This is a genomic window from Nitrosopumilus ureiphilus, assembly GCF_013407185.1.
GTDB classification, from domain to species: domain Archaea; phylum Thermoproteota; class Nitrososphaeria; order Nitrososphaerales; family Nitrosopumilaceae; genus Nitrosopumilus; species Nitrosopumilus ureiphilus.
Genome location: NZ_CP026995.1, coordinates 2119783 through 2145450 on the forward strand (window position 1 = coordinate 2119783; position 25668 = coordinate 2145450).

Annotated in this window: 34 protein-coding genes; 17 read left to right on the forward strand and 17 right to left on the reverse strand. The window is 31.7% G+C overall.

Annotation, left to right across the window (positions count from 1 at the left end; all coding sequences use genetic code 11):
• Positions 1-102 precede the first annotated feature (102 nt).
• Positions 103-588 carry a hypothetical protein gene (locus tag C5F50_RS12660; RefSeq protein ID WP_179371647.1) on the reverse strand — a complete coding sequence of 162 codons (486 nt, stop codon included), beginning with the start codon at positions 586-588 and terminating at the stop codon, positions 103-105.
• Positions 589-719: 131 nt separating this feature from the next.
• Between C5F50_RS12660 and C5F50_RS12665 the strand changes: the two genes are divergently transcribed.
• Genes C5F50_RS12665 through C5F50_RS12675 form a run of 3 tightly spaced genes read left to right on the forward strand, consistent with a single transcriptional unit; the run spans position 720 to position 2464 of the window.
• A complete protein-coding gene (locus tag C5F50_RS12665) occupies positions 720-1172 on the forward strand; it encodes a hypothetical protein (RefSeq protein WP_179371648.1) in 453 nt (150 codons plus the stop codon).
• Between the two features lie 11 nt (positions 1173-1183).
• On the forward strand, positions 1184-2077 hold the full coding sequence (locus C5F50_RS12670; protein ID WP_179371649.1) for a PfkB family carbohydrate kinase: 894 nt from the start codon (positions 1184-1186) through the stop codon (positions 2075-2077).
• 51 nt (positions 2078-2128) lie between these two features.
• Positions 2129-2464 carry a dUTPase gene (locus tag C5F50_RS12675; protein WP_179371650.1) on the forward strand — a complete coding sequence of 112 codons (336 nt, stop codon included), beginning with the start codon at positions 2129-2131 and terminating at the stop codon, positions 2462-2464.
• Here the strand turns inward: C5F50_RS12675 and C5F50_RS12680 are convergent.
• Both C5F50_RS12680 and C5F50_RS12685 read right to left on the reverse strand, forming a co-directional pair.
• Positions 2461-2937 (reverse strand): tetrahydromethanopterin S-methyltransferase subunit A, encoded by a 477-nt coding sequence (locus C5F50_RS12680; protein ID WP_179371651.1) that lies wholly within the window; start codon positions 2935-2937, stop codon positions 2461-2463. The genes C5F50_RS12675 and C5F50_RS12680 overlap by 4 nt on opposite strands.
• Positions 2934-4016, reverse strand: a complete 1083-nt coding sequence (locus tag C5F50_RS12685; RefSeq protein WP_179371652.1) for a DegT/DnrJ/EryC1/StrS family aminotransferase — start codon at positions 4014-4016, stop codon at positions 2934-2936. The genes C5F50_RS12680 and C5F50_RS12685 overlap by 4 nt, the downstream gene beginning before the upstream one ends.
• 82 nt (positions 4017-4098) lie before the next feature.
• On the opposite strand from C5F50_RS12685, the gene C5F50_RS12690 reads away from it, so the two are divergent.
• Both C5F50_RS12690 and C5F50_RS12695 read left to right on the forward strand, forming a co-directional pair.
• Positions 4099-4671: a hypothetical protein gene (locus C5F50_RS12690; RefSeq protein ID WP_179371653.1), complete on the forward strand. Its 573-nt coding sequence runs from the start codon at positions 4099-4101 to the stop codon at positions 4669-4671.
• 57 nt (positions 4672-4728) lie between these two features.
• Positions 4729-4917 carry a C2H2-type zinc finger protein gene (locus tag C5F50_RS12695; RefSeq protein WP_179373035.1) on the forward strand — a complete coding sequence of 63 codons (189 nt, stop codon included), beginning with the start codon at positions 4729-4731 and terminating at the stop codon, positions 4915-4917.
• A gap of 11 nt (positions 4918-4928) precedes the next feature.
• On the opposite strand, the gene C5F50_RS12700 is transcribed toward C5F50_RS12695, so the two are convergent.
• Complete coding sequence (locus C5F50_RS12700; RefSeq protein WP_179371654.1) at positions 4929-5138, reverse strand: hypothetical protein; 210 nt, start codon at positions 5136-5138, stop codon at positions 4929-4931.
• 94 nt (positions 5139-5232) lie between these two features.
• Between C5F50_RS12700 and C5F50_RS12705 the strand changes: the two genes are divergently transcribed.
• Positions 5233-6279, forward strand: a complete 1047-nt coding sequence (locus C5F50_RS12705) for a tyrosine--tRNA ligase (protein ID WP_179371655.1) — start codon at positions 5233-5235, stop codon at positions 6277-6279.
• On the opposite strand, the gene cobJ is transcribed toward C5F50_RS12705, so the two are convergent.
• Genes cobJ through C5F50_RS12735 form a run of 6 tightly spaced genes read right to left on the reverse strand, consistent with a single transcriptional unit; the run spans position 6276 to position 11438 of the window.
• A complete protein-coding gene (gene cobJ / locus C5F50_RS12710) occupies positions 6276-7070 on the reverse strand; it encodes a precorrin-3B C(17)-methyltransferase (protein WP_179371656.1) in 795 nt (264 codons plus the stop codon). The two genes, C5F50_RS12705 and cobJ, sit on opposite strands and share 4 nt — an antisense overlap.
• A gap of 48 nt (positions 7071-7118) precedes the next feature.
• Positions 7119-8582 carry a DUF7482 domain-containing protein gene (locus C5F50_RS12715; RefSeq protein ID WP_179371657.1) on the reverse strand — a complete coding sequence of 488 codons (1464 nt, stop codon included), beginning with the start codon at positions 8580-8582 and terminating at the stop codon, positions 7119-7121.
• Between the two features lie 38 nt (positions 8583-8620).
• Positions 8621-10024, reverse strand: a complete 1404-nt coding sequence (locus C5F50_RS12720; RefSeq protein ID WP_179371658.1) for an aspartate kinase — start codon at positions 10022-10024, stop codon at positions 8621-8623.
• 35 nt (positions 10025-10059) lie between these two features.
• Positions 10060-10806, reverse strand: coding sequence for a proliferating cell nuclear antigen (pcna) (gene pcn, locus C5F50_RS12725; protein ID WP_048114622.1), 747 nt, complete (start codon positions 10804-10806; stop codon positions 10060-10062).
• A gap of 34 nt (positions 10807-10840) precedes the next feature.
• Positions 10841-11158, reverse strand: coding sequence for a transcription factor S (locus C5F50_RS12730; RefSeq protein WP_179371659.1), 318 nt, complete (start codon positions 11156-11158; stop codon positions 10841-10843).
• Between the two features lies 1 nt (position 11159).
• Positions 11160-11438, reverse strand: coding sequence for an RpoL/Rpb11 RNA polymerase subunit family protein (locus C5F50_RS12735; RefSeq protein WP_179371660.1), 279 nt, complete (start codon positions 11436-11438; stop codon positions 11160-11162).
• Positions 11439-11489: 51 nt separating this feature from the next.
• On the opposite strand from C5F50_RS12735, the gene C5F50_RS12740 reads away from it, so the two are divergent.
• From C5F50_RS12740 to C5F50_RS12750, 3 genes are read left to right on the forward strand one after another with little or no spacing between them, the layout of a single operon-like run.
• Entirely contained in the window at positions 11490-12026 is a 537-nt protein-coding gene (locus C5F50_RS12740; protein ID WP_179371661.1) for a hypothetical protein, read from the forward strand.
• A 31-nt stretch (positions 12027-12057) separates the two neighbouring features.
• The gene (locus C5F50_RS12745; protein ID WP_008298315.1) at positions 12058-12210 is read left to right on the forward strand and encodes a hypothetical protein; all 153 of its coding nucleotides are present in this window, start codon (positions 12058-12060) and stop codon (positions 12208-12210) included.
• Positions 12211-12220: 10 nt separating this feature from the next.
• The gene (locus C5F50_RS12750) at positions 12221-12367 is read left to right on the forward strand and encodes a hypothetical protein (RefSeq protein WP_179371662.1); all 147 of its coding nucleotides are present in this window, start codon (positions 12221-12223) and stop codon (positions 12365-12367) included.
• Positions 12368-12369: 2 nt separating this feature from the next.
• Here C5F50_RS12750 and C5F50_RS12755 read toward each other — a convergent pair whose 3' ends face one another.
• Both C5F50_RS12755 and C5F50_RS12760 read right to left on the reverse strand, forming a co-directional pair.
• Positions 12370-12864 carry a dual specificity protein phosphatase 23 gene (locus C5F50_RS12755; RefSeq protein WP_179371663.1) on the reverse strand — a complete coding sequence of 165 codons (495 nt, stop codon included), beginning with the start codon at positions 12862-12864 and terminating at the stop codon, positions 12370-12372.
• A gap of 52 nt (positions 12865-12916) precedes the next feature.
• A complete protein-coding gene (locus C5F50_RS12760) occupies positions 12917-13558 on the reverse strand; it encodes a cyclase family protein (RefSeq protein ID WP_179373036.1) in 642 nt (213 codons plus the stop codon).
• A 75-nt stretch (positions 13559-13633) separates the two neighbouring features.
• Here C5F50_RS12760 and C5F50_RS12765 point away from each other — a divergent pair, with 75 nt between their 5' ends.
• Entirely contained in the window at positions 13634-13891 is a 258-nt protein-coding gene (locus tag C5F50_RS12765; RefSeq protein WP_179371664.1) for an Lrp/AsnC ligand binding domain-containing protein, read from the forward strand.
• On the opposite strand, the gene C5F50_RS12770 is transcribed toward C5F50_RS12765, so the two are convergent.
• Positions 13886-15037, reverse strand: a complete 1152-nt coding sequence (locus C5F50_RS12770) for an aminotransferase class V-fold PLP-dependent enzyme (RefSeq protein WP_179371665.1) — start codon at positions 15035-15037, stop codon at positions 13886-13888. The two genes, C5F50_RS12765 and C5F50_RS12770, sit on opposite strands and share 6 nt — an antisense overlap.
• Before the next feature lie 26 nt (positions 15038-15063).
• Between C5F50_RS12770 and C5F50_RS12775 the strand changes: the two genes are divergently transcribed.
• Together C5F50_RS12775 and C5F50_RS12780 are read left to right on the forward strand one after the other, a co-directional pair.
• Complete coding sequence (locus tag C5F50_RS12775; protein ID WP_179371666.1) at positions 15064-15678, forward strand: hypothetical protein; 615 nt, start codon at positions 15064-15066, stop codon at positions 15676-15678.
• Between the two features lie 107 nt (positions 15679-15785).
• The gene (locus tag C5F50_RS12780) at positions 15786-16085 is read left to right on the forward strand and encodes an ATP-binding protein (protein WP_007402606.1); all 300 of its coding nucleotides are present in this window, start codon (positions 15786-15788) and stop codon (positions 16083-16085) included.
• Positions 16086-16120: 35 nt separating this feature from the next.
• On the opposite strand, the gene C5F50_RS12785 is transcribed toward C5F50_RS12780, so the two are convergent.
• Entirely contained in the window at positions 16121-17113 is a 993-nt protein-coding gene (locus tag C5F50_RS12785; RefSeq protein WP_179371667.1) for a cupredoxin domain-containing protein, read from the reverse strand.
• A gap of 148 nt (positions 17114-17261) precedes the next feature.
• Here C5F50_RS12785 and C5F50_RS12790 point away from each other — a divergent pair, with 148 nt between their 5' ends.
• The gene (locus tag C5F50_RS12790; protein ID WP_179371668.1) at positions 17262-19031 is read left to right on the forward strand and encodes a HAMP domain-containing protein; all 1770 of its coding nucleotides are present in this window, start codon (positions 17262-17264) and stop codon (positions 19029-19031) included.
• 48 nt (positions 19032-19079) lie between these two features.
• Here C5F50_RS12790 and C5F50_RS12795 read toward each other — a convergent pair whose 3' ends face one another.
• Both C5F50_RS12795 and C5F50_RS12800 read right to left on the reverse strand, forming a co-directional pair.
• Positions 19080-20231, reverse strand: a complete 1152-nt coding sequence (locus C5F50_RS12795; RefSeq protein WP_179371669.1) for a J domain-containing protein — start codon at positions 20229-20231, stop codon at positions 19080-19082.
• A gap of 101 nt (positions 20232-20332) precedes the next feature.
• On the reverse strand, positions 20333-20755 hold the full coding sequence (locus C5F50_RS12800) for a universal stress protein (protein WP_179371670.1): 423 nt from the start codon (positions 20753-20755) through the stop codon (positions 20333-20335).
• Positions 20756-20878: 123 nt separating this feature from the next.
• Here C5F50_RS12800 and C5F50_RS12805 point away from each other — a divergent pair, with 123 nt between their 5' ends.
• From C5F50_RS12805 to C5F50_RS12820, 4 genes are read left to right on the forward strand one after another with little or no spacing between them, the layout of a single operon-like run.
• A complete protein-coding gene (locus C5F50_RS12805; protein WP_179371671.1) occupies positions 20879-21709 on the forward strand; it encodes a CBS domain-containing protein in 831 nt (276 codons plus the stop codon).
• On the forward strand, positions 21706-22389 hold the full coding sequence (locus C5F50_RS12810) for a VIT1/CCC1 transporter family protein (RefSeq protein WP_179371672.1): 684 nt from the start codon (positions 21706-21708) through the stop codon (positions 22387-22389). Before C5F50_RS12805 ends, C5F50_RS12810 begins: the two co-directional genes overlap by 4 nt.
• Positions 22390-22400: 11 nt before the next feature.
• Positions 22401-23705: an APC family permease gene (locus C5F50_RS12815; RefSeq protein WP_179371673.1), complete on the forward strand. Its 1305-nt coding sequence runs from the start codon at positions 22401-22403 to the stop codon at positions 23703-23705.
• Between the two features lie 44 nt (positions 23706-23749).
• A complete protein-coding gene (locus C5F50_RS12820; RefSeq protein ID WP_246282077.1) occupies positions 23750-24958 on the forward strand; it encodes a cation:proton antiporter in 1209 nt (402 codons plus the stop codon).
• An 18-nt stretch (positions 24959-24976) separates the two neighbouring features.
• On the opposite strand, the gene C5F50_RS12825 is transcribed toward C5F50_RS12820, so the two are convergent.
• Positions 24977-25615 (reverse strand): hypothetical protein, encoded by a 639-nt coding sequence (locus C5F50_RS12825; protein ID WP_179371674.1) that lies wholly within the window; start codon positions 25613-25615, stop codon positions 24977-24979.
• Between the last annotated feature and the right edge of the window lie 53 nt (positions 25616-25668).

Consider the following 25668-nt stretch of genomic DNA (forward strand, 5'->3'; position numbering starts at 1 on the left):
AGGACGGATATTTTGATATGCATCATACATGTAATCAATGCAATACACATTTTGATCACTTGGATGGTGAGGCTTTTTCTAATTGTGAAAAATGTAATTTTTTTAGTTAGCAACTAATGCTTCTTCAACAAAATAGTGAGTTCTATTTTCATAGGAATTTTTCATGATTTCTTTATTTGATGCCATCTTAGCCAAAGCCTTTGAGACATCCAATGGACTTGCAGACCAACCATATTCTCTAAGCTGTTGAACAGTTTCAGTTACTGTTCTTGGCGAATCAAAAAATCGGCTTGTTTCTAAAATTCGTAATTTTGCTTTAATTTCATCAGATGTGATGTATTTTGGCTCATCAAATTCTGGTTCGTTTACTTCAGCATTATCTAAATATTCTAAACCGTATTGAGTCACTTGTTCAGTTTGAGATGGTTTTTGAACAGACTCTGTTTCATAAACAATTTTTGCTTGGTTTTCTGGCAAATGATTTGAAATACTATCAATTATTTCACCTAATGTCTGATTATCAACATAGAAATCTCTAGAATCAACTTCAATTTCGTTCTCCCCTAGCTTCACTTTAATTCTAGCCAACAAAAAATAATCGCTTAATTTTGATTTATTCTGGTAGCTCTAAGGAGCTTAAAGATTAGATCAAAACTTTTACACAATTTATTGGAATTTTTTCCCTTTTGAGTTAAAATGTAATTTTACTATTACTAGTCATGAAATCATCTAAAAAAGGCGGTCTAATTGTTCTCTTTGTATTAGGCATGAGTATTTTTGGATATTCACAGTATGCTTCAGCATCACAAATAGGAGTAAGTGTTGTTCAGAGTGAATTATTATATGAAAATGACAAGAGTTCAAACTATAATATAGAATTACGTTTTGAGAATCCATCATTATTAATTATGACTGCAGGTGAGACAGAATTCTTTGTGATTTCAAATAATGAAATGATTGGTAAAGGAAAGTTAGAACCTTTCACATTGCATCCATTAGATAGCAGTTATGTAAAAGGTACATTTCATACAGATTCTAATGATAATGCAGAATCTCAATCAGTTAAAATCACTGGTATAACAAAATATGATTTACTGATAACATCTATTGATGTTCCATTTGTTTACTATCCAACAGAAGAACAGGCAAGAGAATTTATACATCAAAATTAATTTCTTTGTAAATGCTTACTGTTTTTGGTTCTACAGCATTAGATACAATTAGAACTCCAAAAAAAACATTAAAGAATGTTTTAGGGGGAGCAGCAACTTTTGCTGCAATCTCAGCAAGTAATTTTGTAAATACAGGATTAATTGCAGTAGTTGGCAAAGATTTTCCAAAAGAACATCATAAAATTTTATCAAAACATTTGGATTTACAAGGATTGACTATCAAAGATGGTAAAACATTTCGTTATGATGGGAGTTATGATGATACACTAAGTACTCGATCGACTTTAAAAACTGAATTAAATGTATTAGCTGATTTTAAACCAACTGTACCAGAAGATTACAGAAAATCTCAATTTGTATATCTTGCAAATAATGATCCTGAACAAAATACATCATTAATCAAAGAATTTGATAATGTAAAATTTTCTATGTGTGATACAATAGATTTCTGGATTTCTACCAAACGCGATGCAGTAATTAAGATGATAAAAGCTGTTGATGCAGTTGTGATAAATGATGAGGAGGCCAAACTCCTTACAAAAGAATTCAACTTGATAAAATGTGCAAAAAAAATGATGAAATGGGGAGCAAGATATGTAATTATCAAAAAAGGTGAGCACGGTTCTCTAATGTTTTATGATGATGTAATTTTTCCTACAGCGGGTTTTTCGTTAGAAGATGTAGTAGATCCTACAGGTGCAGGAGACTCTTTTGCAGGAGCCATGATAGGTTATCTTGCAAACAAAAAATCAATCAATATGTCTGAAATAAAAAAAGCGGTGGTTTATGGAAATGTATTAGGATCTTTTGCAGTTGAAAAGTATGGTTTAGATGGATTGCTCAAGATCAAAAATGGGGATATTGTAAAACGGGTTAAAATTTATGAAAAAATGATCCGTTTCTAAAAAGACTTAAGTTCAATTATTTCTCAAATTAATTTATCCTTGACACAAGAAATGTCTGAAGATAGATTAGATGCAATATTCAAACTTCAGGAAGGTCTATCCAAAATGATGAATTTAGATAGATATCCAAAAGATTCAGAAGGAAGAGTTTCTGCATTGTGTACTGCAATAATGCATGAAGCAGTAGAATTGCAAAGGACTACAAATTGGAAATGGTGGAAAACGCCAACAAAATTTAATGAAGCTGAAGCAAGAGAAGAATTAATTGACATATGGCATTTTGTTGTTCAAGCATCACTTGAACTTAATCTTACACCAGACGATATTGTAGAAGAATACAAAAAGAAAAATGAAATCAACAGAGAAAGACAGAAAAACGGATATTAGGAAAAGTTGATTTTAGATAGAATTCTTTCATAATCAATTTCATTAATCAAATTTACAAGATTTACATTATTTTGAAAATATTTTATCTTAAATTCAGAAACTGTAAGATATGGATCAGGACTAGACGAATTAATTATCCTACTGTTTTTATCAATGCCATTTTTATGTAATTGAAATAACGAGTGTCCAGCTTTATGACCACAAACTTCTTTTCCACAAACTACGATTGTGTTAATTTTTTGATTATTGTGTACATATTCAATAACAGAATCAATTCCTTTATTTTCAGATAACAGTCGTCCTACTATAGAAATGTCATTGAGAATTTCAGAATTGGAGAATTTTTTGAGTAAATCCATACTTGAAAGAGTACAAATTGCTATTGACGAATTTGGATTTCCCTTGAAATACTCTTCAGGTATAGGTAAAACAGCCTTACAGATTTCTCCAATGGCCTCTGCTAATACATTCATAGTATTTCATGCAGGGTTTTTGCAATAAATTCAATATTTTTTTTAGTTACACCTGGATGAACTGGCAAAGAAATTACATGAGAAGCTGCCCAATCAGTAGTAGGAAGTTTAGTTTTTAGTTTGTAAAATGGTGTTTTGTGAACTGGTATTGGATAGTAAGATGCAGCACCAATTCCTTTTTCATTGAGTTTTTTTAAAATTTTATCACGTTCTTGTGTTGCAATTGTATAGAGATACCAATTTACATTTTCATTTTTTCTTTGTTTTGGAAGTATAACATCAAGATCAGAGATTAATTTAGATAATAGCTCTGCATTTTTTTTTCTAGATTTTAAAAAGTTTGGAAGTTTTTTCATTTGAACAGTTGCAATTGCAGCATTTATTTCAGGTAATCGTAAATTTAGACCAAACATTCTAGTATCATATCCGTGAACCATGCCATGATTTCTAATCATCAATAATTTATCTCGGAGTTTTTTATTATTAGTTACAATAAATCCACCTTCACCAGCAGTCATTACCTTTGCAGGATACATGCTATAGCAACCCATTTCAAAGAAAGTACCTGTATGTTTTCCTTTGTAGGTTGTTCCTAATGATTGTGCAGAATCCTCAATGATAGGAATATTATGTTTTTTAGAAATTTCAGAAAGTCTTTCAACATGTGCTGCATTTCCATAAAGATGAACAGGGATAATAGCACAAGTTTTTTTGTTAATCTTTTTTTCTAAATCATCAGGATCAATAGTATAATTTTCTTTGAGAATATCAACAAAAACTGGTTTAGCTCCAATTGAAACAACAGCATTTGCAGTTGCAACAAAAGTAAATGATGGAACTAAAATTTCATCTCCTTTTTTAATATCTAATGCATATAGAGCAGCCTGGAGAGCAGCAGTACCTGAATTTACTGCAATAGCATATTTTGATTTTACAAAAGAAGCAGCAGCTCTTTCAAACTCTTGTACATGTTTTCCACCTTGACTAGCAGATGAGGTTAAAGCGCCATTTTTTAGAATATTGGTAACTGCAGATATCTCTTCTTTGCCTATAATAGGGATGTTAATTGCAATCTTCAACAGTAATGCTGTTTATAACTAGTCTATAAATCTCATCGATTAAACATGAATTTTTATATTTCAAAATTTGGCAAACGGCATTATGAAACCACGTCATCTTGAAAAAACAGATTCAGGCTACAAAGTGTATCTGTATATTTTCTATATCTGTGGATTCATTATGTTATCATCTCTAGTTTTTGGAGTATATGTTACAATGATAGAATGGATTGAAAATGGAACTTATGTGATGGGAGAGGCAATTCATAATACAACAATTCCATTTGAAAATTTTGCACGAGTATCTACATGGATATTTTTTTCCACAATTATTGGGTGGTACTGTGTTTCAAGAATTGGCTGGAGGAGAACTGCAGGAAATAAAATTATTGGAACAAAGATGGCATTACTTCAGTTAATGTTACTAGGATTTTCAATCATTACACTCTATGAAGTGATATACAATTTTACAGTATTAAATGCACAAATAACAGCAGGGATTATTGATGGAGTAGTTCCAGATATCGATAGATTATCAATTGCTTATCCAGATCTGGATAGACCATGGAATTTGATTTTTGCAACTAAGGTATTTCTTGCAGCCTTTATCATTAGTACACATGCATTTTATCTTAGCACAAAACCCAGAAAAAACCTAGATGAATCAGTAGAATAGATAATTTAGGATTATTTTACGTAAAAACTATTTCTAGTATGTATGAGTATTTTCAGTATGGGATTATTTGGTTCTAGTAGTAATGAATTAAAATGTAAAAAATGTGGGACAGTTCTTTCTGATTCTGAAAGATTAAAGAAACATCAAGAAAAGGCTCATAATAAGAAAAAAGAAAAGTGTAGAGTATGTGGAACTGAATTTGATACTCAAGAGGATTTGAGAAAACACAAAAAGAATTGCAAGTAAGATTTAGAAAATTATTCTGATAAACCAGATTCATATTTTGTTGGTTTTTTGAGGGCTTTTTCAATTGCATCCAAGTTTGCAATTTCATTTTTAGAATTCATTGTAAGGGTTTTGATCATTTCTGAGCCTAATTGAACTGATTGTTCAGGTAATGTATCTAGAAATTTTTGGAGTGCTTTCTTGTAATTTTCTATTAAATTCAATCCGTCTTGAAGAGTCATAAAGAGAATAGTGATATCCCATATTCAAAGTTTCCAAATTCATCTAGATTTTTTGAATAACTTTATACGTTTAGATCATAAAAGTTGTTTTGATTTGGATATTACAGAAAAAGTAGATCTGATTGAACGACCACCAACTGAAGAAGTAGTGACTCACGATGAATTAATTGAGTTATTCAAATCAAATTCATCACCTAAACATTACATTGGCCTTGAAATTTCTGGTTTCTTACATCTTGGTAGTTTAATCAGTACAGGTTTCAAAATTAATGATTTTGTAAAAGCTGGTGTCAAGTGTACAGTATTTCTTGCAGATTGGCACACGTTGATTAATGATAAGCTAGGCGGTGATTGGGAAACAATATCAAAAGTTTCAAAATATTACCAAGACGCATTCAAGTTAGTTTGTCCAGATGCACAAATTATCTTAGGATCAAAATTGTATGAAGAAAAAGCTGAATATTGGTCTGAACTTGTTAGATTTACAAAACATATGTCAATTGCTAGAACCATGAGAACTCTTACAATAATGGGACGTTCTGAGGATGATAAAAAAATTGACTTGGCTAAATTACTCTATCCTGCAATGCAAGCAGTAGACATTCACTCATTAGATGTAGATATTGCTCATGCAGGAATGGATCAAAGAAAAATCCATATGTTAGTTAGAGAGATTTTTCCTAAAATGAAATGGAAGGTTCCTGTGGCAGTACACCACAAGCTGTTACCTGGACTTTCAAAACCTGCAGACATGAGTGATTCTCAAATATTGGGTAAAATGAGTAAATCTGATCCAAACTCAGGTATTTTTATTCATAATACTGATGACGAAATAAAGAAAAAGATTAGCAAGGCATGGTGTGAAGAAGCAAATATTCAAAATAATCCATTATTAGAGATTGTAAGAACTGTAATTTTTCACGATTTTGATGAGATGAAAGTTGAGAGGCCTGAAAAATTTGGTGGAAACGTATCATATTCTGATTATAACCAACTGGAAACTGATTTTGTTCAAAAGAAACTACATCCAAGTGATTTGAAACAAACAGTTGGGAATTATTTAGTTAAAGTGATTTCTCCCATAAGAGAAAAGCTAAATCTGAGTGAAGAAGTTAATGATGCAATAAAGAAAAGCTATTAGACTTTGAGATCCGGATTAGTTTGTTCTTCTAAATTGTATTTTGATTTGTATCCTCTTGGATTTATCATCAAATCTTTGTAAGTGTATGTTGATGAATTTCCAATAATTACAGTACTAATCATCCCTAATTTATCAGAATGGTTAGGTAGGTTTTCCAAATCAGTCATAACAATTGTTTCAGATTCTCTAAATGCTCCCTTGATTATTGCTACAGGAGTTGTAGATTTTCTGTATTTTAGAAGAACTTTTCTTGTATCTTGTAATTGATGAATTCTTTTCTTGCTTGCAGGATTGTAAATGACAATTACAAAATCACCTTGAGCTGCTGCCTCAACTCTTTTTTCAATTATTTCCCATGGAACGAGTAAATCACTCATGCTAACTACTGCAAAATCAGTCATTAATGGTGAGCCAATAATTGAAGCGCATGAATTTAGCGCAGATACGCCTGGTACAATTTCTACTTGGAGACCATCTTTAGGATTCCAATTAGACTCTGCAAGGGTTTCGTAAATTAAACCTGCCATTCCATAAATTCCGGGATCTCCACTCGATACTAGTGAGACAATTTTTCCAGATTTTGCAAGATCAATGCATTGATGGGCTCTTTCAACTTCTTGTGTCATTGCATAACGGTAAACTGTTTTACCTTCAATTAGATCCTGAACTAAATTTACATATGTTTCATAGCCAACAATAGTATCACTTTCTTCAATTACTTCTTTGGCTCTAAATGTCATATGATCATGATGTCCAGGGCCAACACCAACAATGTAGAGTTTACCAGTCAATTTTACAATAATTTTTTTGCCAAGTAATTTATCCCTTTAGTGGGAATTCTATTGAAATGGATCTATGAATGGACAATTTACTATGTGATCACTGTTTAGTGGTCTGGCAATACTAACAGATAACAAACCATCAGCACGAAATGAGTCAATATCAGACTTTGTTTCCAAAATTTTTGCGGATTCTGGATCATTCCATTCGACTAGATAAATTCGCCACATTGGACTATAATTTTCATCATCAAGAGAAGCACCAGCGATTCCTGCTTGGAATCCTAATGGACCAGATCCTTTTACTCCATTTTTAAATTGGAAAAGGTCAACTGCTCCAGAATGTGCAATAAGATTAGCAGAAGTTGGAGATGAAACCACACCCATTGTCTCTGCAGGTCCTAATGGAGTAGCATCAGTTACAATATAGTAAATCGTTCTTCCATCAGGTCCCCAGCCTCTATGGGCAACAAAAGTTACAGTCAATTCTTGTTTGTTAATTTCAATTATTTGTCCTCCGCCATATGGCATATCATCAGTAATTTCTTTGTCAGAACGTATCTTCATCTGTCCATCAGGCCAAGTAATTTGAGGAGTATTAAGTACAATTCCTGTTTCATTAAACTCGATTCTGCCTTTTTCTTGAGCATCAATAATATCAGTTGCAGATTCAAATACTATTTCTTTTTGACCTTTTTTCCATGTAACTTCAATTACAGAATTTAATGCACTGTATTGAGATTCTTGTGAAGGTGTACTAGAAAATACTTCGTCTTGAAATCCATAGATCCCATCACCCTTTACTCCATTTTTAAAAATGAATATTTTTTGTAGAGTATCTTCTGGAATGTTCGAGATAGCTGGAGCAAGTTCAATATTCCATCCTTGTTTTTCTGAGATTGTTTTTGCATATTCTTCATCACTGCCATCAGTAATGATGTACAGAACTTGATTTCCATTGTAGATTCCTTTATGCATTGGAATAGTAACTGGTACATTAGTTCTAGAAAGTAGTGATGTTGGTTCTTCTTTTTCTGATTCAATTTTTTGCATCATCACTTCAGTAGGTTGTCCTCGTATCCAACCATCTACACTTACTGTTGAAGTAAATTCTTTTGAGGTTGAAGAATGTAATGCAAGTGCAGCTCCTGTAAACTCAAAAGATCCAGATTTTTCCTGTAAATCAATTAAAGATAATCCATAGACTGTTTTTCCATCAACAGTCCAGGTTGGTTGTCCCTTTGCATCTTGTGAATTAATTTCATGTAATACAACTATCTGAACAGGTACACTTGAGGTAAATGTCATAGAACCATCATACAAGGTTCCTTCATTTGGAGAAAGAATTAGTGCTAATTGATGATTTTCATGTCCTCGTCCAGGATCTTGAGAAGATGTTATAGTTTGAGTGAAATGAATTTTTTTTCTTGAACCTGCATCTGCAAATTGATCAGATATTAAAGAGACTGAAATAAGACCAATTATAAAAATTCCAATTAGTATAATGGCAATTAGTTTTTTCAATAAATCTGATTTAGTTTATACCCTTAAATGATTTTGTCTCAATTGATTTTATCTAGTTCAAATGCGTCATGTAGTGCTCGTACAGCTGAATTTGTATCAGAGTTTTTTACCACAAATGCAAGGTTAAGCTCTGATGATCCTTGTGTTATCATTGACACATTGATTTTATTTTTCTCTATTGCCCCAAATACCCTTGATGCAACTCCTATTGTTCCTCTCATGCCAGAACCAATCAATGCAATAATGGCCACATTAGTAGTAATTTCTAATTTTTTGATAATTTTTCCTAATAATTCCATCTCTAATGCACTAACTGCTTTATCAAGATCAGTGTTTTTTACCACAATTGTAATACTTGATTCTGAAGGATTTTGTGAGATCATCATTACATTAATTCCAGATTTTGCCAAAGTTTCAAATATTTTAGCTGCAGTTCCTGGGGTTCCAACCATACTGCCTCCTCGAATATCAATTAGGCCATTATTTTGAACATTACTTACACATTTTACAGTATTTTTTGCAGAAGCTGATGGAGATACAGTTACCAAAGTTCCTTCATTTTTTACATTAAAGGAATTTCTAATCTTCATTGGAATTTTTTTTGATAGTAAGGGCTCAAATGTTCGTGGATGAATTTGCTTTGCGCCAAACATAGCCATTTCTATTGCTTCAATGTATGATACTTCCTTGAGTAATTTTGCATTTTTTACAATTTTTGGATCTGCAGTCATTAGTCCATCTACATCACTCATCAACCAAATTTCATCTGCCTTGACACAAGAACCAATAGTTGTTGCAGAATAATCAGAACCTCCTCTACCAAATGTAGTTACATGTCCGTGTTGATCTGCACCTGCAAATCCTCCTACTACAGGAATTGTTTTCTTTGAAAATAAATCGTCTACAGTCTTTGATACTCTAAGTCTAGTTGTATCCATTAATGGTTTAGATTCACCAAAATTAGAATCAGTAATTATTCCAATTTCTTTTCCAGTAAGAGGAATTGATTTTTTTCCTGAATCATTAATTGCTGATGAAACTAACTTTATTGATAACCTTTCACCAAATGAAATTAGATAATCCATTGATCTCGATGTAACTTCACCAAGCAATACCATTCCATCAATTAAAGCAAGTAATTCTGCAAAATCTTCATCTAGTTTCCTTAGCAATTTTTTTTGTAAATCAGATTTTTTGATTGTTTGTTTTGCTAATTGTTTATGTCTATTAGTAATCTTTGATGCAAGTTGTTCAGCTTTTGATTTATTTTCTTTTTTAATTGATTCTGATATTTCTATTAGATCATCGGTGGTTCCACTTGTTGCAGAACAAACAACTACAATTTGATGTTTCTTTGATAACGAGTCAATGTGTTTAGCTATGGCTTGGATATCTTTGGAAGCAGAAATTGATGTTCCACCATATTTTATTACGAGTCTCAATTCAAAGTACCTGAATTAGTTAATCTTTAAATGCTTTAACTTTCCACGCGCGGAGCCAAGTAGAAGTGAATTCTGCCAATATTTGCTACTTTAAATTCAATTCTAAGAGGTTTTGCGCTTGAAAACTCACATGTGATAAAGCCTGCAGTAGTACCTACTGCCTTTACTACAGGATTAAGATATTCAAGGCTGTAAGTACCAACACTATCTTCTTTTGAAGAAATTTCTTCAATCTCTTCATCTTCTTTGTCTAAATCAATTACTACCTCTCCAGAATCACCCTTGCCTGAAAAGTCACCTTTTGAATCAGATGTATGAATTGTTAGATAATCAGATACTACCTGTACATCACCGAGAATCTTGTCAAACTTTGAAGAAGATAATACGATTTTAGAATCATAGGGAATTTTTGGTAACGGGGTATCTGTTGCAGAACTTTCAATTAAACGCATTTTGTATTTTTTATTTTTTCCAACTGTAACAAGTAACATATTCTGTTCAGAGATACTAATCTCTATGCTATCTTTTTTATCTGCTCTTTTGATAAGTTTTGAAAACTCATCTATTCTAACTCCAAATTTAATATCGCTATCACATTCATATTTTTCAAATGCAGAATTAGGCCACGATATATCAATTAGAGCAACATGTGATGGATCCATTCCTCTAAAGGTAATTCCTTCTGCTGTTGCAACAAAAGTAGCTTCTTCAACAAGTGTAGATATTGCAGAGATAATTGCCTTTAGATCATCTGAACCACTTGTTTTTGCTCCAAAAGTCAAATCAATTTTCTTGACTTAAAGTTCCAGTTAAACGTTATGTGTAATCACGCCAGGTGTATTTACATTTCTGACAACGATAAAATCTAGTTGTGGGTTCATCTGCACTTCTAGTTTGAAACATCCACCAAACTGCCTCATCATGACCACATTTTTCACAGTCTAATTTGATTGTTGGATGTGTGTCTTCTCCTTCATTCCCTTCAAAAGCTAAAAGTGAAAAATCTGGTTCTTCTTCATCAACAATTTTTTTTGTCTGTGTTACTTTTTGTCCTTCCACATAGCCACATTTTGAGCATTCAAGACCAGAAGTCCCCTTCTTTAATTTGACCTCACATTCGGGGCAAAATTTCAATCTAATTTACCTTGATTTTAGAATTAAATAGTTGTTTGAATTCTTCTGCCATTTTTATTGCGGAATTTGTTGCTTTTTTAATTTCTCCTAGAGGTTTTGTACTGGAGTTAATTCTCATCCAGCATTCATTGGTAAGAGGATGCTTTACTATAACCCCTGCAAAATCAATATTTGATCCTTTTAGGAGTTCATGTTGAATAATATATAAAATTCCTATATCAGTCTCAGTGATTGAAAGGCTGATTTCCTTTGGTTCAGAACTGATCACTTGTGCGTTCATGTATTCAGAAAAAGCACTTATTGCGGATATAAATCATTATGAGCGGTAAGAATGGCAGAAAGTAAGATTTCAGAGATAAAACTAGTAAATTCCAAGGATGAGTACTCATCTGATGAAAATGTAGAGATTAATGTCCAATTTTCAGTTGAAGGAGACCTTAGAAATGCGTTCAATGAAGCAAATTGGACTAAAGCTTACAATAACAATGATGTTTCATTCAAAATGAAATATGGTATTAAATTGATAACAGGTGGATTCAGAAAGAAGGAATTAGGTAGGACCATCGATACCTATAGAAAGGCATCAATCTTTTGGACCAGAAATCCTAAACTTGTTAACCCAATGAAAGATAGGAGAATTTGGGTTCAGGTAGCTAAAAATTTTGAACCATTTATCAGACTAACTGAAGAAGAGGTAAGACAGGAGCTTTTCGACTTTGATGAGAAATTTGTTTTCAAAGCATCAGACTTGGGAAAAGGTAAACACAAGATTGGTGCTGAAGCATTTGCATCCTGGCAAAAGCATGACTATACAGAAACTGGAAGTATCAAGAATAATTCTAGTGAAATTGAAATAACAATCAATTAGGGATATAAGGAACTTTTTAAGGGAATCAATAATGGCAAAATATGATGGTCTGTTAGGACAACCAGTTCTTGAAGTTGAAGAACCTGATAAAGAAGAAGGAATTACCTTTATCTTTAAAGACAACCGGTTTTTGTTTATCAAAGCAGTTGATGGAAAAATTGAGACCGTATCAATTCCAGAATAGGTGAATATGAATGGAAAAATTTGATACAATCAAAATGTTAGAACTTGTTAAAGTTGAAGATCCTGATTCAGATGGTGGAATAACTATGATTTTCCAAGAAAATAAAACTTTGAAAATTAAAGTTGTAGATGGAAAATTAGTTTCTGAATTTGTTTAAAACTAATTTCTCACATGTTTTTCATAAAAACCTATAGCTAGTTCTTGTACTTCAGATTGAATAGAGCCCGGTCTTTCATCTCGAATTTTTTTAATTGCATCTTTTGCTGTATATTTTTTATATTTTACAAAATAACATGCAAGGATTGTTCCTGCTCTTCCCATTCCAGCTGCACAGTGAACCATCACAGATTGATTATTTTGAATTTGTTCATGAATGAAATCTACTGCTGAATTTATTTTGTCCATATCAGGAGCAGTAAAATCAGGAGTCGGAATATGCAGATAACCAATATTTTCTACCCAATTATCAGGTAATGCATTCTCAGTCATAGTAACAATTGATTTTACTCCTTGATCTAAAAGCCAATTGAATTCATCAAAACTTGTGGGAATTCCTGAACCAGCTAATTTGTTTTCAATTAACCAAGAAAAGTTTGTAGGTTTTTTTGTAATTCTTCCATGAACTTTTCTCCATAAATTTCCAGGTTTGCTCATACTAATTATTGGAATTTGCTATATTTTTAGCATTGCGAAATAGTGAAGAAAATTATGAAGCTATTGCTCTTACAGGTGAGCCTGTTGCATCTTTGAGTTTTAATGGTAGAATTGTAAAATTAAATTCCTTAGAAGAAATTTTATTGAAATTTATTAAATTTTCTACAATCAAAATATTGTTTTTTGAGAAAAGATGGTGAGCAGTGAATGATTCATCTTTTCCGAGATCTATGCTTGGAGAATCTATTCCAACTAGATTGATCTTTTTTGATACAAGATAGTTTGCAGCTGATTTGTCTAATCCAGGATTTTGAGTAAAATAATTGTCTTTTTTTAGATTTTTTTGCCATTCAGTAAAAAGGAAGACTGATGAATGATTTGGAATAATTCCATTCTTTTTTTCAAATAAAATAATATCTCCCTTTGTTATTGGAGAGTTTTTAGTTTTTTTGAGTTTAATTAGAATAGCTCTTCCAATTAGTCTATCAAGTGGAATTTGATGAATTTTGATGCCGTTTTTAACAAAATGATATGGCGCATCAAGATGGGTTCCAGTATGAGAACTTAGGAATAATAATTCAAGATTATATCCATCATCTTTGATATCAGACCATAAAATGAATTGAGGTTTTGGGGATCCTGGAAAACTTGGAATAGATTTTGATATTGTAAGTGTAAGATCTATTGGTTTCATACCAATAGAATCCATTAGTAATTAATCAGTTTTTGAACTATGAAAAGTTAAATACTGTTTGATGAAAATCATCCTGTGCCTACTGCATATGTTCTATTAAATTCTGATTTAGGATCAGACGAGTCAATTATCGCCGAAGTAAAACAGATTCTTTCTGATGAGGATATCAAATATGAGGTTCAGGGAGTCTATGGAGTATATGATATTGTCTTAAAATTGTCATCTGATGATGCAGAGAAACTACGCGCAATTATCACCAACAAAGTCAGAAAAATCAGTAAAGTTCAATCAACATTGACTATGATGGTCATAGAAGAACAAGAAAACCTATAGTTTCTTTATTTTATCAATTACCTGAAGCATTTCAGATTCAGTGTTAAAAAAGTGAGGAGATGCTCGAATAATTTTTTGCTCCATAATTTCCCTCACTGCTAAAACGATATTTTGTTTTTCAAGTTTATCTACTATTTCTTGGGGGTCATGTCCTTTAAGATTAAAAGATACAATGCTGGTTCTTTGATTTGGATCATCAGGCCCATATAAAATAATACTTGGAATTTTTGATAATTCTTCTCTGAGAAGATTTGACAAGTATAGATTTTTTTCACGAATATTTTTCATACCAAAATTCATCAAATATTTTATAGATGATTCCAAACCAACTATTCCAACATAATTTCTAAACCCAGTTTGAAATTTGTCTGGTAGTTCTTTGAAAGCAAGATTAGTTTCATCATAAATTATTGCAGATTCACCACCAATTGTCATAGGTTTTAGTAACTCACTTGATTTTCTATCACAATAAAACAATCCAGTACCCATAGGACCACAAAGCCATTTTGAACCATTAAAAGACATAAAATTACATTTAATCTTAGATACATCCATTTCCCCAATACACCCTACTGTTTGTGCACTATCAATAAAAAATGGAATTTTATTATTAAGAATTTTCCCAATCTCGTCTACAGGCAATATTGAGCCGGTATTGTATAATGCATGACTCAATGCAACTAGTTTTGTGTTATTATCAATGAAAGATTCTAAATCATCTAATTTGAAAAAACCATTTTTATCTATAGGGAGATTTTTTATCGAGGTCTTTTCTTTGAGTTGAATCCAAGGGTAATAGTTTGCATGGTGTTCATGTCCCATTCCACGAATGATAATGTTAGATTTATCATCAAAAGAAAGACCATTTGCGACGAAATTTATTCCATCAGTTGTACTTTGAGTAAGAACCACTTCGTCAGGCTGGCATGATATGATTTTTGCAATTATTTTTCTTACATTTTGTAGTTTTTCAGTTACAAATGGTTCTGAATTCTTTGAATCAGGACCAATTGAATTGTATGAGATTAAAAATTCTTTCATGGCGTCTATACTTTGAGTAGGCATCAAAGATACTGATGCATTGTTTAGATAGATTTTGTTTGAATCTGGAAAATCATCAGAAATATCTTTTGATGTTAAATTCATTATTATATCTGTAAAATGCTAATGTGGTGTTGGATAAAAGTCCTGAGTTGATTTTAGATAATAATTTGGCACATATTAAAAATGAATTTGAGCTGAACATACCAAGTTTAGTTTTATGCTCTGAGCCTTTTCACAAGATAGAATTTCTTTATAGATTAATGAATTCTATTGAAAATCAAATAGTCTTTGTAGATATGGATTTGCTTTATACAGGATATGTTGAATCTGGCATGATCCCAAAAAAAAATAATGTAATGATTTTTCATCCAGAAAAGGAAAATTGGGAAGAAAAATTAACTGAAATTATCTCCAAAGTTTCAAAAGAGAAATTTTTAGTTGTGATTGATTCATTTAATGGGGTTTACAATATGTTTGATGATCTTGAATCTGCAAGATTTGTCAATTCATGTATTATGTTGCTATCATCTCTTGCAAATCAAATAGGTTCATCAGTTATTGTCACTGGAATGGCAAGAAAGAAAGAAAATGTTGGATGGGTAATATCACCAGGGGGAAAACAGATCATAAAATCGGAAAAAACAGGTGTCTATTTTATTAAAAAAAATCAAAACGATCTGATTTTTACTACTTTAGAGGGAATTGATCGCAAAGCATTCAAAATAGAACACGAGAATATTTAGCAGTAATGCGATCATGTTTTAAACGCCGTTATAAGATTTGAAACGCCGTTATAAGACGAAATTTTTAGGCAAGTTATATTAAGAACAATTCAAGATTGAATTCTGTTATGCCAGTAGGAATTATTCCAGACATCAGCGAACAAATGTGTATCGGATGTGCACTATGTGTAGAAATCTGTACAACATTAGGTCCAGATGTCCTTAGAGTAAAACCAGTTGAAGGCTGGAAGAGAGGTAAAGCATTTGTTTTCTACCCAGAAAGATGTATTTCTGATGGTGCATGCATAGGTGTATGCCCAACAAAAGCAATCTTTTGGATGAGACCAATGGACTTTACTGTTGGACAACCAGTTCCACTCTACAAGAACTCAGTCTTCGTCAAAGGTTGGACTGAATTAATCGATTAGATTAATTCATCAATTTTTAATTTCTTTTTATTATTTTAGATTTTAACAGCACCAGGCTTTTCGTGTGAAATATTTGGTTTTTTCTTTAACCAAATCATTGCTCCAATAAACAAAACACCAGGAACAAGAATAATGAACAGCATTAATTCGTAATAAGTTGTAAGTCTTTGAGCAGGTTTTATGTGATAGGTTTCATGAGATGTTCTTTCTGGATTGTCATAAACTGCAGTAGTAAAATCAACTGATCTTTGTTCTTTACTTTCTATATTTCCAAATACAGTGACACTTTCTTCAGCGAAGATAGAAGGTGTGTGAATTCCTTCTATCCTTATTATGATTGAACCTGAATCGCTAAAGACAAAATTTCTATAATCACCACCAATTTGACTTAGTCCTTCATCTCGGAAAATCTCTTTTCCATTTTGAAATATAACAAAATTGTATTTCATTTCTGCAAGATTAGAATTTGTTTGAGGATCATAGAATTGATATACAAATTGTATTTTTTCATGAGTTTTAATCACAGGTGGATCCCATGATAGGTTAACTTCTAAGGCTAAATCTGGAGTGTATTGTAATAGTGGAAATTCTATTTTTGCACCAGTTGCATCATGAGGATAGTCTGGAATTGCTTTTTCAATAATTAGAACGCCTTCCATCCAAGGGTGAATGGTACAATAATATGAAAAAGTGCCAGATTCTTCAAATTTGTAAGACCATGATTCTCCTGGCATGAATCTGCCACTATCAAAAATTCCGTTAGGAGTTCCAAAATTATCACTCATCCATCCAAATCTTCCTGAACCCTCTCCACTGGTAACTGTATGACCTTCTTTGTCATCATTATACCAGGTAATTGTATCACCAACTGTAGCGTATAGTTGTGGTGGATCATACCATACTTCAGCAGGAGTATTTAATTCAGGATTATACGCTCCCAGTGGAATATCAATTATGTATTCATCTGCATATGCAATAGAGGCTGAGGCTAAAATTGCTAAAATTGCTGAGAAAATTAAAAATTTCACATTTTAGAATCGTTAATTCATTAATTAAATACTTGATGTAATTTCCATCAATGAGAAGTGATTATCAAGTTAAAAAAAAATTCTTAGGTACAGCATACACAAGAATCTTAGAAGCCTTGATATTCATATAAAATTAACATAGAGTAAAATGTCGATTTCATTTAATCTTGGTAAAAAACTAATCTTACTGGTACTAATTGTATCAGTTGTCACTCTTTCAATTACAGGATTTCTTAGTTTCAATTATGCTGATCAAATTCTAAAACAAAGAGCCGCAGATCAACTACTTGGAGAATCAACAGTACGTGGAGATACACTTAGGCTTCTTTTTGAATCAAGAATTGAGCAAAATAATATTCTTGCAAGTGATCCAATGATTCAACTTTTAATTTCAGAAATGAATCAATCATCTGAAAACGAATTTCAAGAATTAAAAGAAAATAATCGTAGAGATTTCTTAATTCAAGTTCAAGCATTTCAAGAACTAATTGGGTTTTCCATAGGATTTGAAGATGTAAAAATAATTGGCGCCAATGGAAAAGTTTTCTTTTCTCTAGGAGGAAAGATTGATGAAGATTTTACTGAAAACCCATTTTTTAAAAGAGGATTAATAGAATCTTTTACTGAATTTGAACCAGTTGAATCTGGTAAGAAAATGGTTGTAGTTTCACCAGTTTTTGCTGATGATAGTAAAAAAGGCGACGAACCTATAGGGGTAATAATTTCAAGAATGAGAACAGCTTCTATTGATAATGTTTTGATTAATAGAAGCGGTTTAGGAGAAACAGGAGAAGTATACATTGTAAGCGATCAGTTTTTGATGTTATCCGAGTCTAGATTTTTTGAAGATGCAGTATTTTCACAAAAAGTAGATACTTTGGGAGTTCAAAAATGCTTCAATGAAGGAGAAGAGTATGTAGGATTCTACAAAGATTACAGAGGAATCCCAATTTTAGGATCATCTTATTGTGCAGATGATTTAGGGATTGTTTTGCTAGTAGAAATTGACGAATCAGAAGTAGAAAAACCAATAATAATTCTACAAGAGAGAATTCTTCAAACAGGAATAGTAATTACGATAGTAATGGGAATTGTTGCTTTTGTAATATCAAAATCCCTTTCAAGACCACTAATTAAATTGAAAAATGCTGCCAATAAAATTTCAAGTGGAGACTTTGATGTAAGAACCAAAATTGAGACAGGAGATGAAATTGGGGAGTTATCTCATGCATTTAATTCAATGGCACAAAAGCTACAAGAGTCATTAATTGAAATTAAACAGAAAGAAGAAGTCATCAAACAGCTTGAGGGCAACATGTTGTTGAAATTTTCTCAGCATGAACAAAATGATTGTGTTGGAGTGATTGACATGTCAGATTCAACTAGAATATCATCTAAATTATCTGATCAGGATGTCACCAAATTGTATGAAATATTTCTAAACTTTATGGCAAAAATTATTCAGGAATACAATGGTCAAGTAGTAAAAAATATTGGAGATGCTCTAATGTTTAGATTTGCAAATGTCGATATCAAAGATGAAAAAGTATTGAAAAACATCTTAGAATGTTCCTTATCTATGATAGAGTCTCATGGTAAATTACAAGAGCAACTCAAAGCAGAGAATATGCCTCAATTAGATTACAAGATCAGTTTAACATTTGGTTCTGTTAAAGTAGCTGAGAGTACTACTTCTAATATTAGTGATATTTTTGGTCCAACAGTAAATCGATGTTTTAAGATTAATTCACTTTGTCCGAAAAATAGCTTGGTAATTGGTGAGAATATGTATAAAATTTCAAAGAAGTTTGATGAATATGATTTTATTGAATTATGTGTCATTGAACTAAAGCAGAAATATGATTACAATGTTTTTGAAGTTAAAAGAAAAGGATTAGATGGGTTTGGAAAGAAATAATCCTAATTAATAGAATTTCCTTTTGTGATTTAGAAAAATGTGAATTAGTTAATTTTTTGAAAAACTAAATTTTGATTTCCAACTACTTTGTTTTTTAGATGGTTTTTTTGAGAGATTATCTAGCATATCATAAGTAATTGTAAATCCATGTCCTACTAATGTATCATCTTTTCCATAATTTTCCTTATTGAGCACAAACTCATCAGCTAAATCTCTAATTTTTTTGGTTTTTAGATCAAACAATCTAATTTTTTTGCCATTTTCAAGTTTGATTATTGCATCACCACTTAATCCTTGAATTGAAAAGTTTTCAAAAAATCGAATTAAACCACCTTGTTTCAATTCAATTATAGAATCATATGTGAATTTTCCCCCATAGATCAAAATTTCACGCGCAGAGATTTTTACATCATCTTCTACATTAAGAACAATAACAGAATCGGCCTCAACAGATACTGTATTTACAAGATTTTCAGCAATAACTTTTCCTTTAGGAGCTGAAATGTGTGTTCTATGCTCTTGAATTTGAAATATCCCAACTTTTCCGTCCGGATCTTCTACTCTGAACTTTCTACCAAAAATATTTCCAACTATAATGTTTCCATTATCTACAATAATTGTAGCACCATTATCAATTCTGTATTTATTTTCTATAGGATCAATAAATTTGAAATCTCCTGAAGTGAGATGAATGTTTGTTTTAAATTCCTGCGTCCATGATGGACTTGTAATACTTCCTTGCATGATTACTGAACCATTGTAAGTTAGATTTCCAGCCATGAAATTTCCTTTAATTGATAATGCACCATTTGCTTTTCGTTCAAGTTCAATTTCTCCAAGAGTTTTTGATCCAAACAGTCTTGTTCCAGTAGTATTTGATCTGTTCAAAGCTGCGGCCCATTCTTCAGCAGTTTTCATTTCTTTTGATAATTCTTGACCTAAGATCTGATTTTTTCTTCTAATATCAGCTTCAGAATCACCAGAATACACTCTTGAATTTTTTATTTTTTCAATATCTGTATCAGGATATTTTTTACCAATTTTGAGATCTTCATATGCTTGTTTAATTTTGATAAATTGATCGTTTTCTCCTCCACGATCTGAATGATATTGAAGAGCTAATCGTCTAAAGGCATCTCTAATTTCCTTCTCTGTAGAGCCTTCCACTATTCCTAAAATATCATAATTACTTTCCACCATATTTTACACCATCAAAATTAAATTTTCATATTCCTTATACTTGTAGGTTATTACATACAGAATATCAAGGATCTGAAAAAATGAAAAAAGTTTGAAATGAACTATTTTACTACTAATACAGGAATCTTTGTTTTGTGCATGACATAATTTGAGGTACTTCCAAGGAATGTTTCCTTAGCTCCACCTACGCCTCTTGCGCCAATAACTATCATGTCAAATTTTCCGTTTTGTGCAAATTTGACAATTTCAGATCCGGTATGACCACCGCCAGTTTTGTATTTGAACGTGGCACCAGCCTTTTGAGCTCTATTCATTGCAGGACCAATTGCTTTGACAGCTTTTTTCTGTGCTTCATCTTTCATTTTTTGTGTATATTTTATTCCTGCTGTTATTGGTAAATGAAATACATAGAATCCAGTGATTTCAGCATTACCACCTTTTGCAATTTCAATTGCTCTATCTAATCCTCTAATTGAGTTTGCAGAACCATCAAGAGGTACCAGAATTTTATTGAATTTAGCCATGTTTCAAATTCAGAACCTTCCAATATAAAAAGAGTCATTATTTTCAATGTTGAAATTGTAAAATATAATCAAAATTGAAAATTATACTTTAGTTTTTATACAAAAAACCTATCAAAAAAAGAATTGTCAATATCACAAATAGCAAACAAACCGATTTCAATTCTAAAAAATTCAACAATTTCAGATGCAATTAGAATGCTATTGAATACAAAAATTAGCAGGTTAATTGTTATTGATGATGGAAAACATGTTGGAATAATCACAGAGAAAGACATAGGATTGTTTTTATTTTCAGAAACTTCAATGCAGGGACTTGATGACATACCTATTACTAAAATTATGAAACCAATAGAGTTTGTAGATCAGGAATTAAATCACAAAGATTCAGCGAAAATTATGGTTGAAAAAGGAATTAGCTCATTAGCAGTTGGAGAAAATGGGGAGGTTAGAGGAATTATTACAAAAAGCGATTTAATATCATTTGTTGCTCAAAACTTTTCAGGTAAAAAGAAAGTTGTAGACTTTATGACTCATGATTATGAATTTACTCATACTGCTGCTCCGTTGTATAAAGTTGTAAGGAAAATGTTAGAAAAAAAGATCTCAAGAATTATTGTGAAAAATCAAAATGAAGAAGCAGTTGGAATTATATCGTTTAGAGATTTATTTAGAATTTCAATAGAACTTGGTAGTGAAGAGGATTATTCTGGATTTAATCTTTCACAGAACATTAGACGGGGATTTCTATCTGAAGAGGGATTTGGAAATATTTCTTTGGCAAGAGATGTAATGACTAAAGGATTAATCACTGTAAAATTTAATGAAGATTTAGGCGTAGCATGTGAAATTCTCTTGGAAAATAATGTTAGTGGTTTAGTTGTTCTTGATGGCAATGATAGTATTTCAGGAATTTTTAGTAAGACTGATGTAACAAGAGCTCTTGCATCAATATGAAATGGTATTTCGATGATTTTGTTTATGGCTCAATTGATGGTGCTGTAACAACTTTTGCTATAGTTGCAGGAGTAGTTGGAGCATCATTATCTCCAGGAATTATTTTAATTTTAGGATTTGCAAATTTATTTGCAGATGGATTTTCAATGGCCACTGCAAATTATCAAGCATCAAAGGCAAGAAATGAATTTGTTCAAATGAAGAGGAGACAAGAAGAATGGGAGATTGATAATCTAGCAGAACAAGAAAGAAACGAGATAAGAGAGATTTATAGAGAAAAGGGATTCAAAGATGAATTATTAGAAGATGTTGTACGAATTATCACATCTAGAAGAAAAGTTTGGATAGATACCATGATGAAAGAAGAGTTAGGGCTAATCGAGGATGAAAGGAATCCATTTGATAGTTCTGTTAGTACTTTTGTTGGTTTTAATATCATTGGACTAATTCCATTAATTCCATTCATGATCTTTATGATGATTGGAATTGATCCAAATTCAGAAGCTTTTACTTATTCTACAGTATCGGTTCTCGCTGCATTTTTTCTAGTAGGAATGATTAAAGGAAAAATTGTTAAAAAATCAATGATGCGTTCAGGAATTATAACATTAATCATTGGCGGTATTGCAGCAAGTGTTGCATATATGGTAGGACATGGATTAAATTTTCTGGTTTCTTAGGTTAGCGATAAATGTCTGAATTAAAGCGGCACATGGGACTCTTTCATCTTACCATGTATGGTGTGGGTTTGATTCTGGGTGCAGGCATCTATGTCTTAATTGGAGAAGCTGTAGGTATTGCAGGAGATTCTGTATGGATTGCATTTGCATTAGGATCAATAGTTGCATTGTTTGCAGGATTAAGTTATGCTGAATTATCATCAGTATTTCCAAAAGCTGCTGCAGAATATGTTTTCATTAAAAATGCATTTAAAAATAATTTTTTTGCATTTATAATAGGATGGTTAACTGCAATCACATCAATAATTACTGCTGCAACAGTGGCATTAGGGTTTGGTGGGTATTTTGCTGAATTTGTAGATATTCCGATTATTACTTCTGCTATGGGTTTGTTAATTATTCTTTCAATTGTAAATTTTGTAGGAATTAGAGAGTCATCGTGGACTAATACTATTTTTACGATAATTGAAGCTTCAGGATTAATACTGATAATTATTATTGGCTTTACATTTAGTAGTCCAGAACCTGTAAATTATCTTGAAAGTCCATCTGGATTTACTGGAATTGCTATTGCGTTTGTCTTGATATTTTTTGCATTTATTGGATTTGAAGATATGGCAAATATTGCTGAAGAAGTGAGAAAACCTAGAAAAACAATTCCTAGAGCAATAATTTTATCAGTTTTAATATCTGGGATAATATACATTCTAGTTTCATTAGCTGTAGTACGAGTTGTAAATTGGGAAGAACTTGCAACTTCAGCTGCTCCAATAGCACTAGTAGCTGAAAGGGGATTAGGTTCAGAAGCACATATTTTACTTTCATCAATTGCTCTTTTTGCCATAACAAATACTGTTTTGATTACACTTGTTGCAGGCTCTAGAATGTTTTATGGAATGGCAAGAGAAAAAGTATTTCCATCAATATTAGGAAAAATTCATTTTAAAACAAAAACTCCTTGGATTGCAGTTTTTATGATTCTGATAATTTCATTGGCTTTTACATTAATTGGGGATATTGTAATTGTTGCAAACATTACAGTTTTTGCAATTGTGATAACTTTTGCTGCAGTAAATTTGGCAGTTATTGTTTTACGTTATACAGAACCTGATATGGAACGAAAATTCAGAATTCCTATAAATATTGGTAAATTCCCAATTCTTCCGCTATTTGGATTAGGGATTTCAATCTATATGGGATTTCAATTTGAAATAGAGGTTGTGCTTGTAGGATTGGTAATTATTGGAATTGGTGCAGTTTTCTACAAGATTTCTAAAAATTCCACAACTAAATCCAGTAATATATCTCAAATTTGATTTTTAAAATTAGTTTTAATAATTCAATTCAATCTTAATGGTCAATGGTTCTAGAATTTGATGCAATTCCCACATTGATTGGTATATTGATTTTAGTTATTCCTTCAATGTTATTAGGTAGAATTTGTAAACATTTTGGAATTTCTGAAATTATTGGTTTTGTAATTGGTGGAATAATCTTTAGTCCATTTGCGTTGGGAGGATGGATTCAATTCTTTGATAGACCAATTGTAGAATTAAATGAATTGATTTTATCATTTTGGCAAATTGCTGGAATTATAATTTTATTTTCAGCTGGTCTTCATTTTCCTTTTTCTAGTTTAAAGAATGCAGGAATCAAAGCTATGATAGTTGGTGTAACAGGAGTAATTGTTCCACTAGCACTTGGATATGGAATTTCTGTTTTACTTGGAATTGAGTGGATGGTTGCAATGATTATTGCTGCAACTCTAAGTGCAACAAGTATTGCAGCAGCTGTAACTATTCTAGATGAATTAGGTAAGGAGAAAACTCAGGAAGGAAATATTTTGGTTAATGCTGCAGTTCTTGATGATGTATTAGGATTGGCAATTTTATCATCTATAATTTCAATAGTAATTGCACATGCATTACCATCTCTGGAGTTAGTATTGTTTGAGATATCAGAATCATTGATTTTATGGATTGTTATTTTATTAGGTTCTGTATTTTTACTTCCTAAGATGGTTCATGCTGTAGCAGCTATGAGACCTACCTCCCTTGAATCACGAGGTACAAAACAAGCAACTGCATTAGGTTCAGCATTTGGTATAGCAGCCATTGCTGCAAGTATTGGTCTTAATCCGATAGTAGGAGGATTTGCAGCAGGAATGGGACTTGCAGGTTCAAAGTTAGCAAGGCAAGTTAAAGAATTTGTTGGGGAATTACAAATTATTTTTGCACCATTCTTCTTTGCAATAATAGGTGCACATATCGATATTGCAAATATTCTGAGTGTAGATCTAGTCTTATTTGTTGTAATATTGATTATTGCAGTTCTTGGTAAAATTTTGGGTGCTGGAATTCCAGCTATCATACTACTCAAAGATAAAAACAAAGGTTTACGAATAGGATACGGAATGGTTGTTAGAGGCGAGATTGCAGTTATCACGGCAGGGTTGGGATTAGCTTATGGAATTATTTCAGAAAGCATTTTTTCAACATTAATTTTTGTAATATTAGGCACAATTATTATTGGACCAATATTACTAAGGCATTCATTTAAAAAAACATGATGAAATTTCAAATTCTACTTAGTTCTTTTTAGATTTTACAAGTGCAGTTATAGCAATTCCAATACCAACTATACCAACTCCAATACCAATGTACCCTACATTCATTTGTTGTCTTAATTCTTGAAGAGAATTAACTGATTCTTTCAAATCATGTATATCACCAATTAATGTAGTATGCCCATCAATAATTTGAGTTAATGTAAGATCTGATGGTTCAGGAAATTCAATGTAAGCACGTTCTTCAACTTTTGGTGGATGCATTGACAAACTAATTGGAGTATCTTCAATTGTTCCTAAAATATTTGCTTGATAAAATCCAGAAATGGTTGGATTGATAAATGCATAATATTTTCCTGGAATGTTATGATCAGGAGACAAAGGTAGTGTTATACTCTCATCTTGGTAGTTTAATTTTATTTTAATTGTTTTTTTTAATCCTGTAATTCCATTTTTAAAAACTTGATCTTTAAGTTCTAATGCAGGTTCAAGTGGACTAACATAAAATTCAATTGCATTAGTTTCTCCAGAAACTACCGGTTCATTCATCCAACCTATTTCTACTCTATATTCACCAACAGAGTCAACTGTATGGCCATATGCAATTCCTGCTAAACCTGGAATAATTAACAAAAATAATAACAAGAGTTTTATTTTCAATACTAAAAAAACTTAATCTGATTTTAAAAACCTTCTACTAATTTTCAGAAATA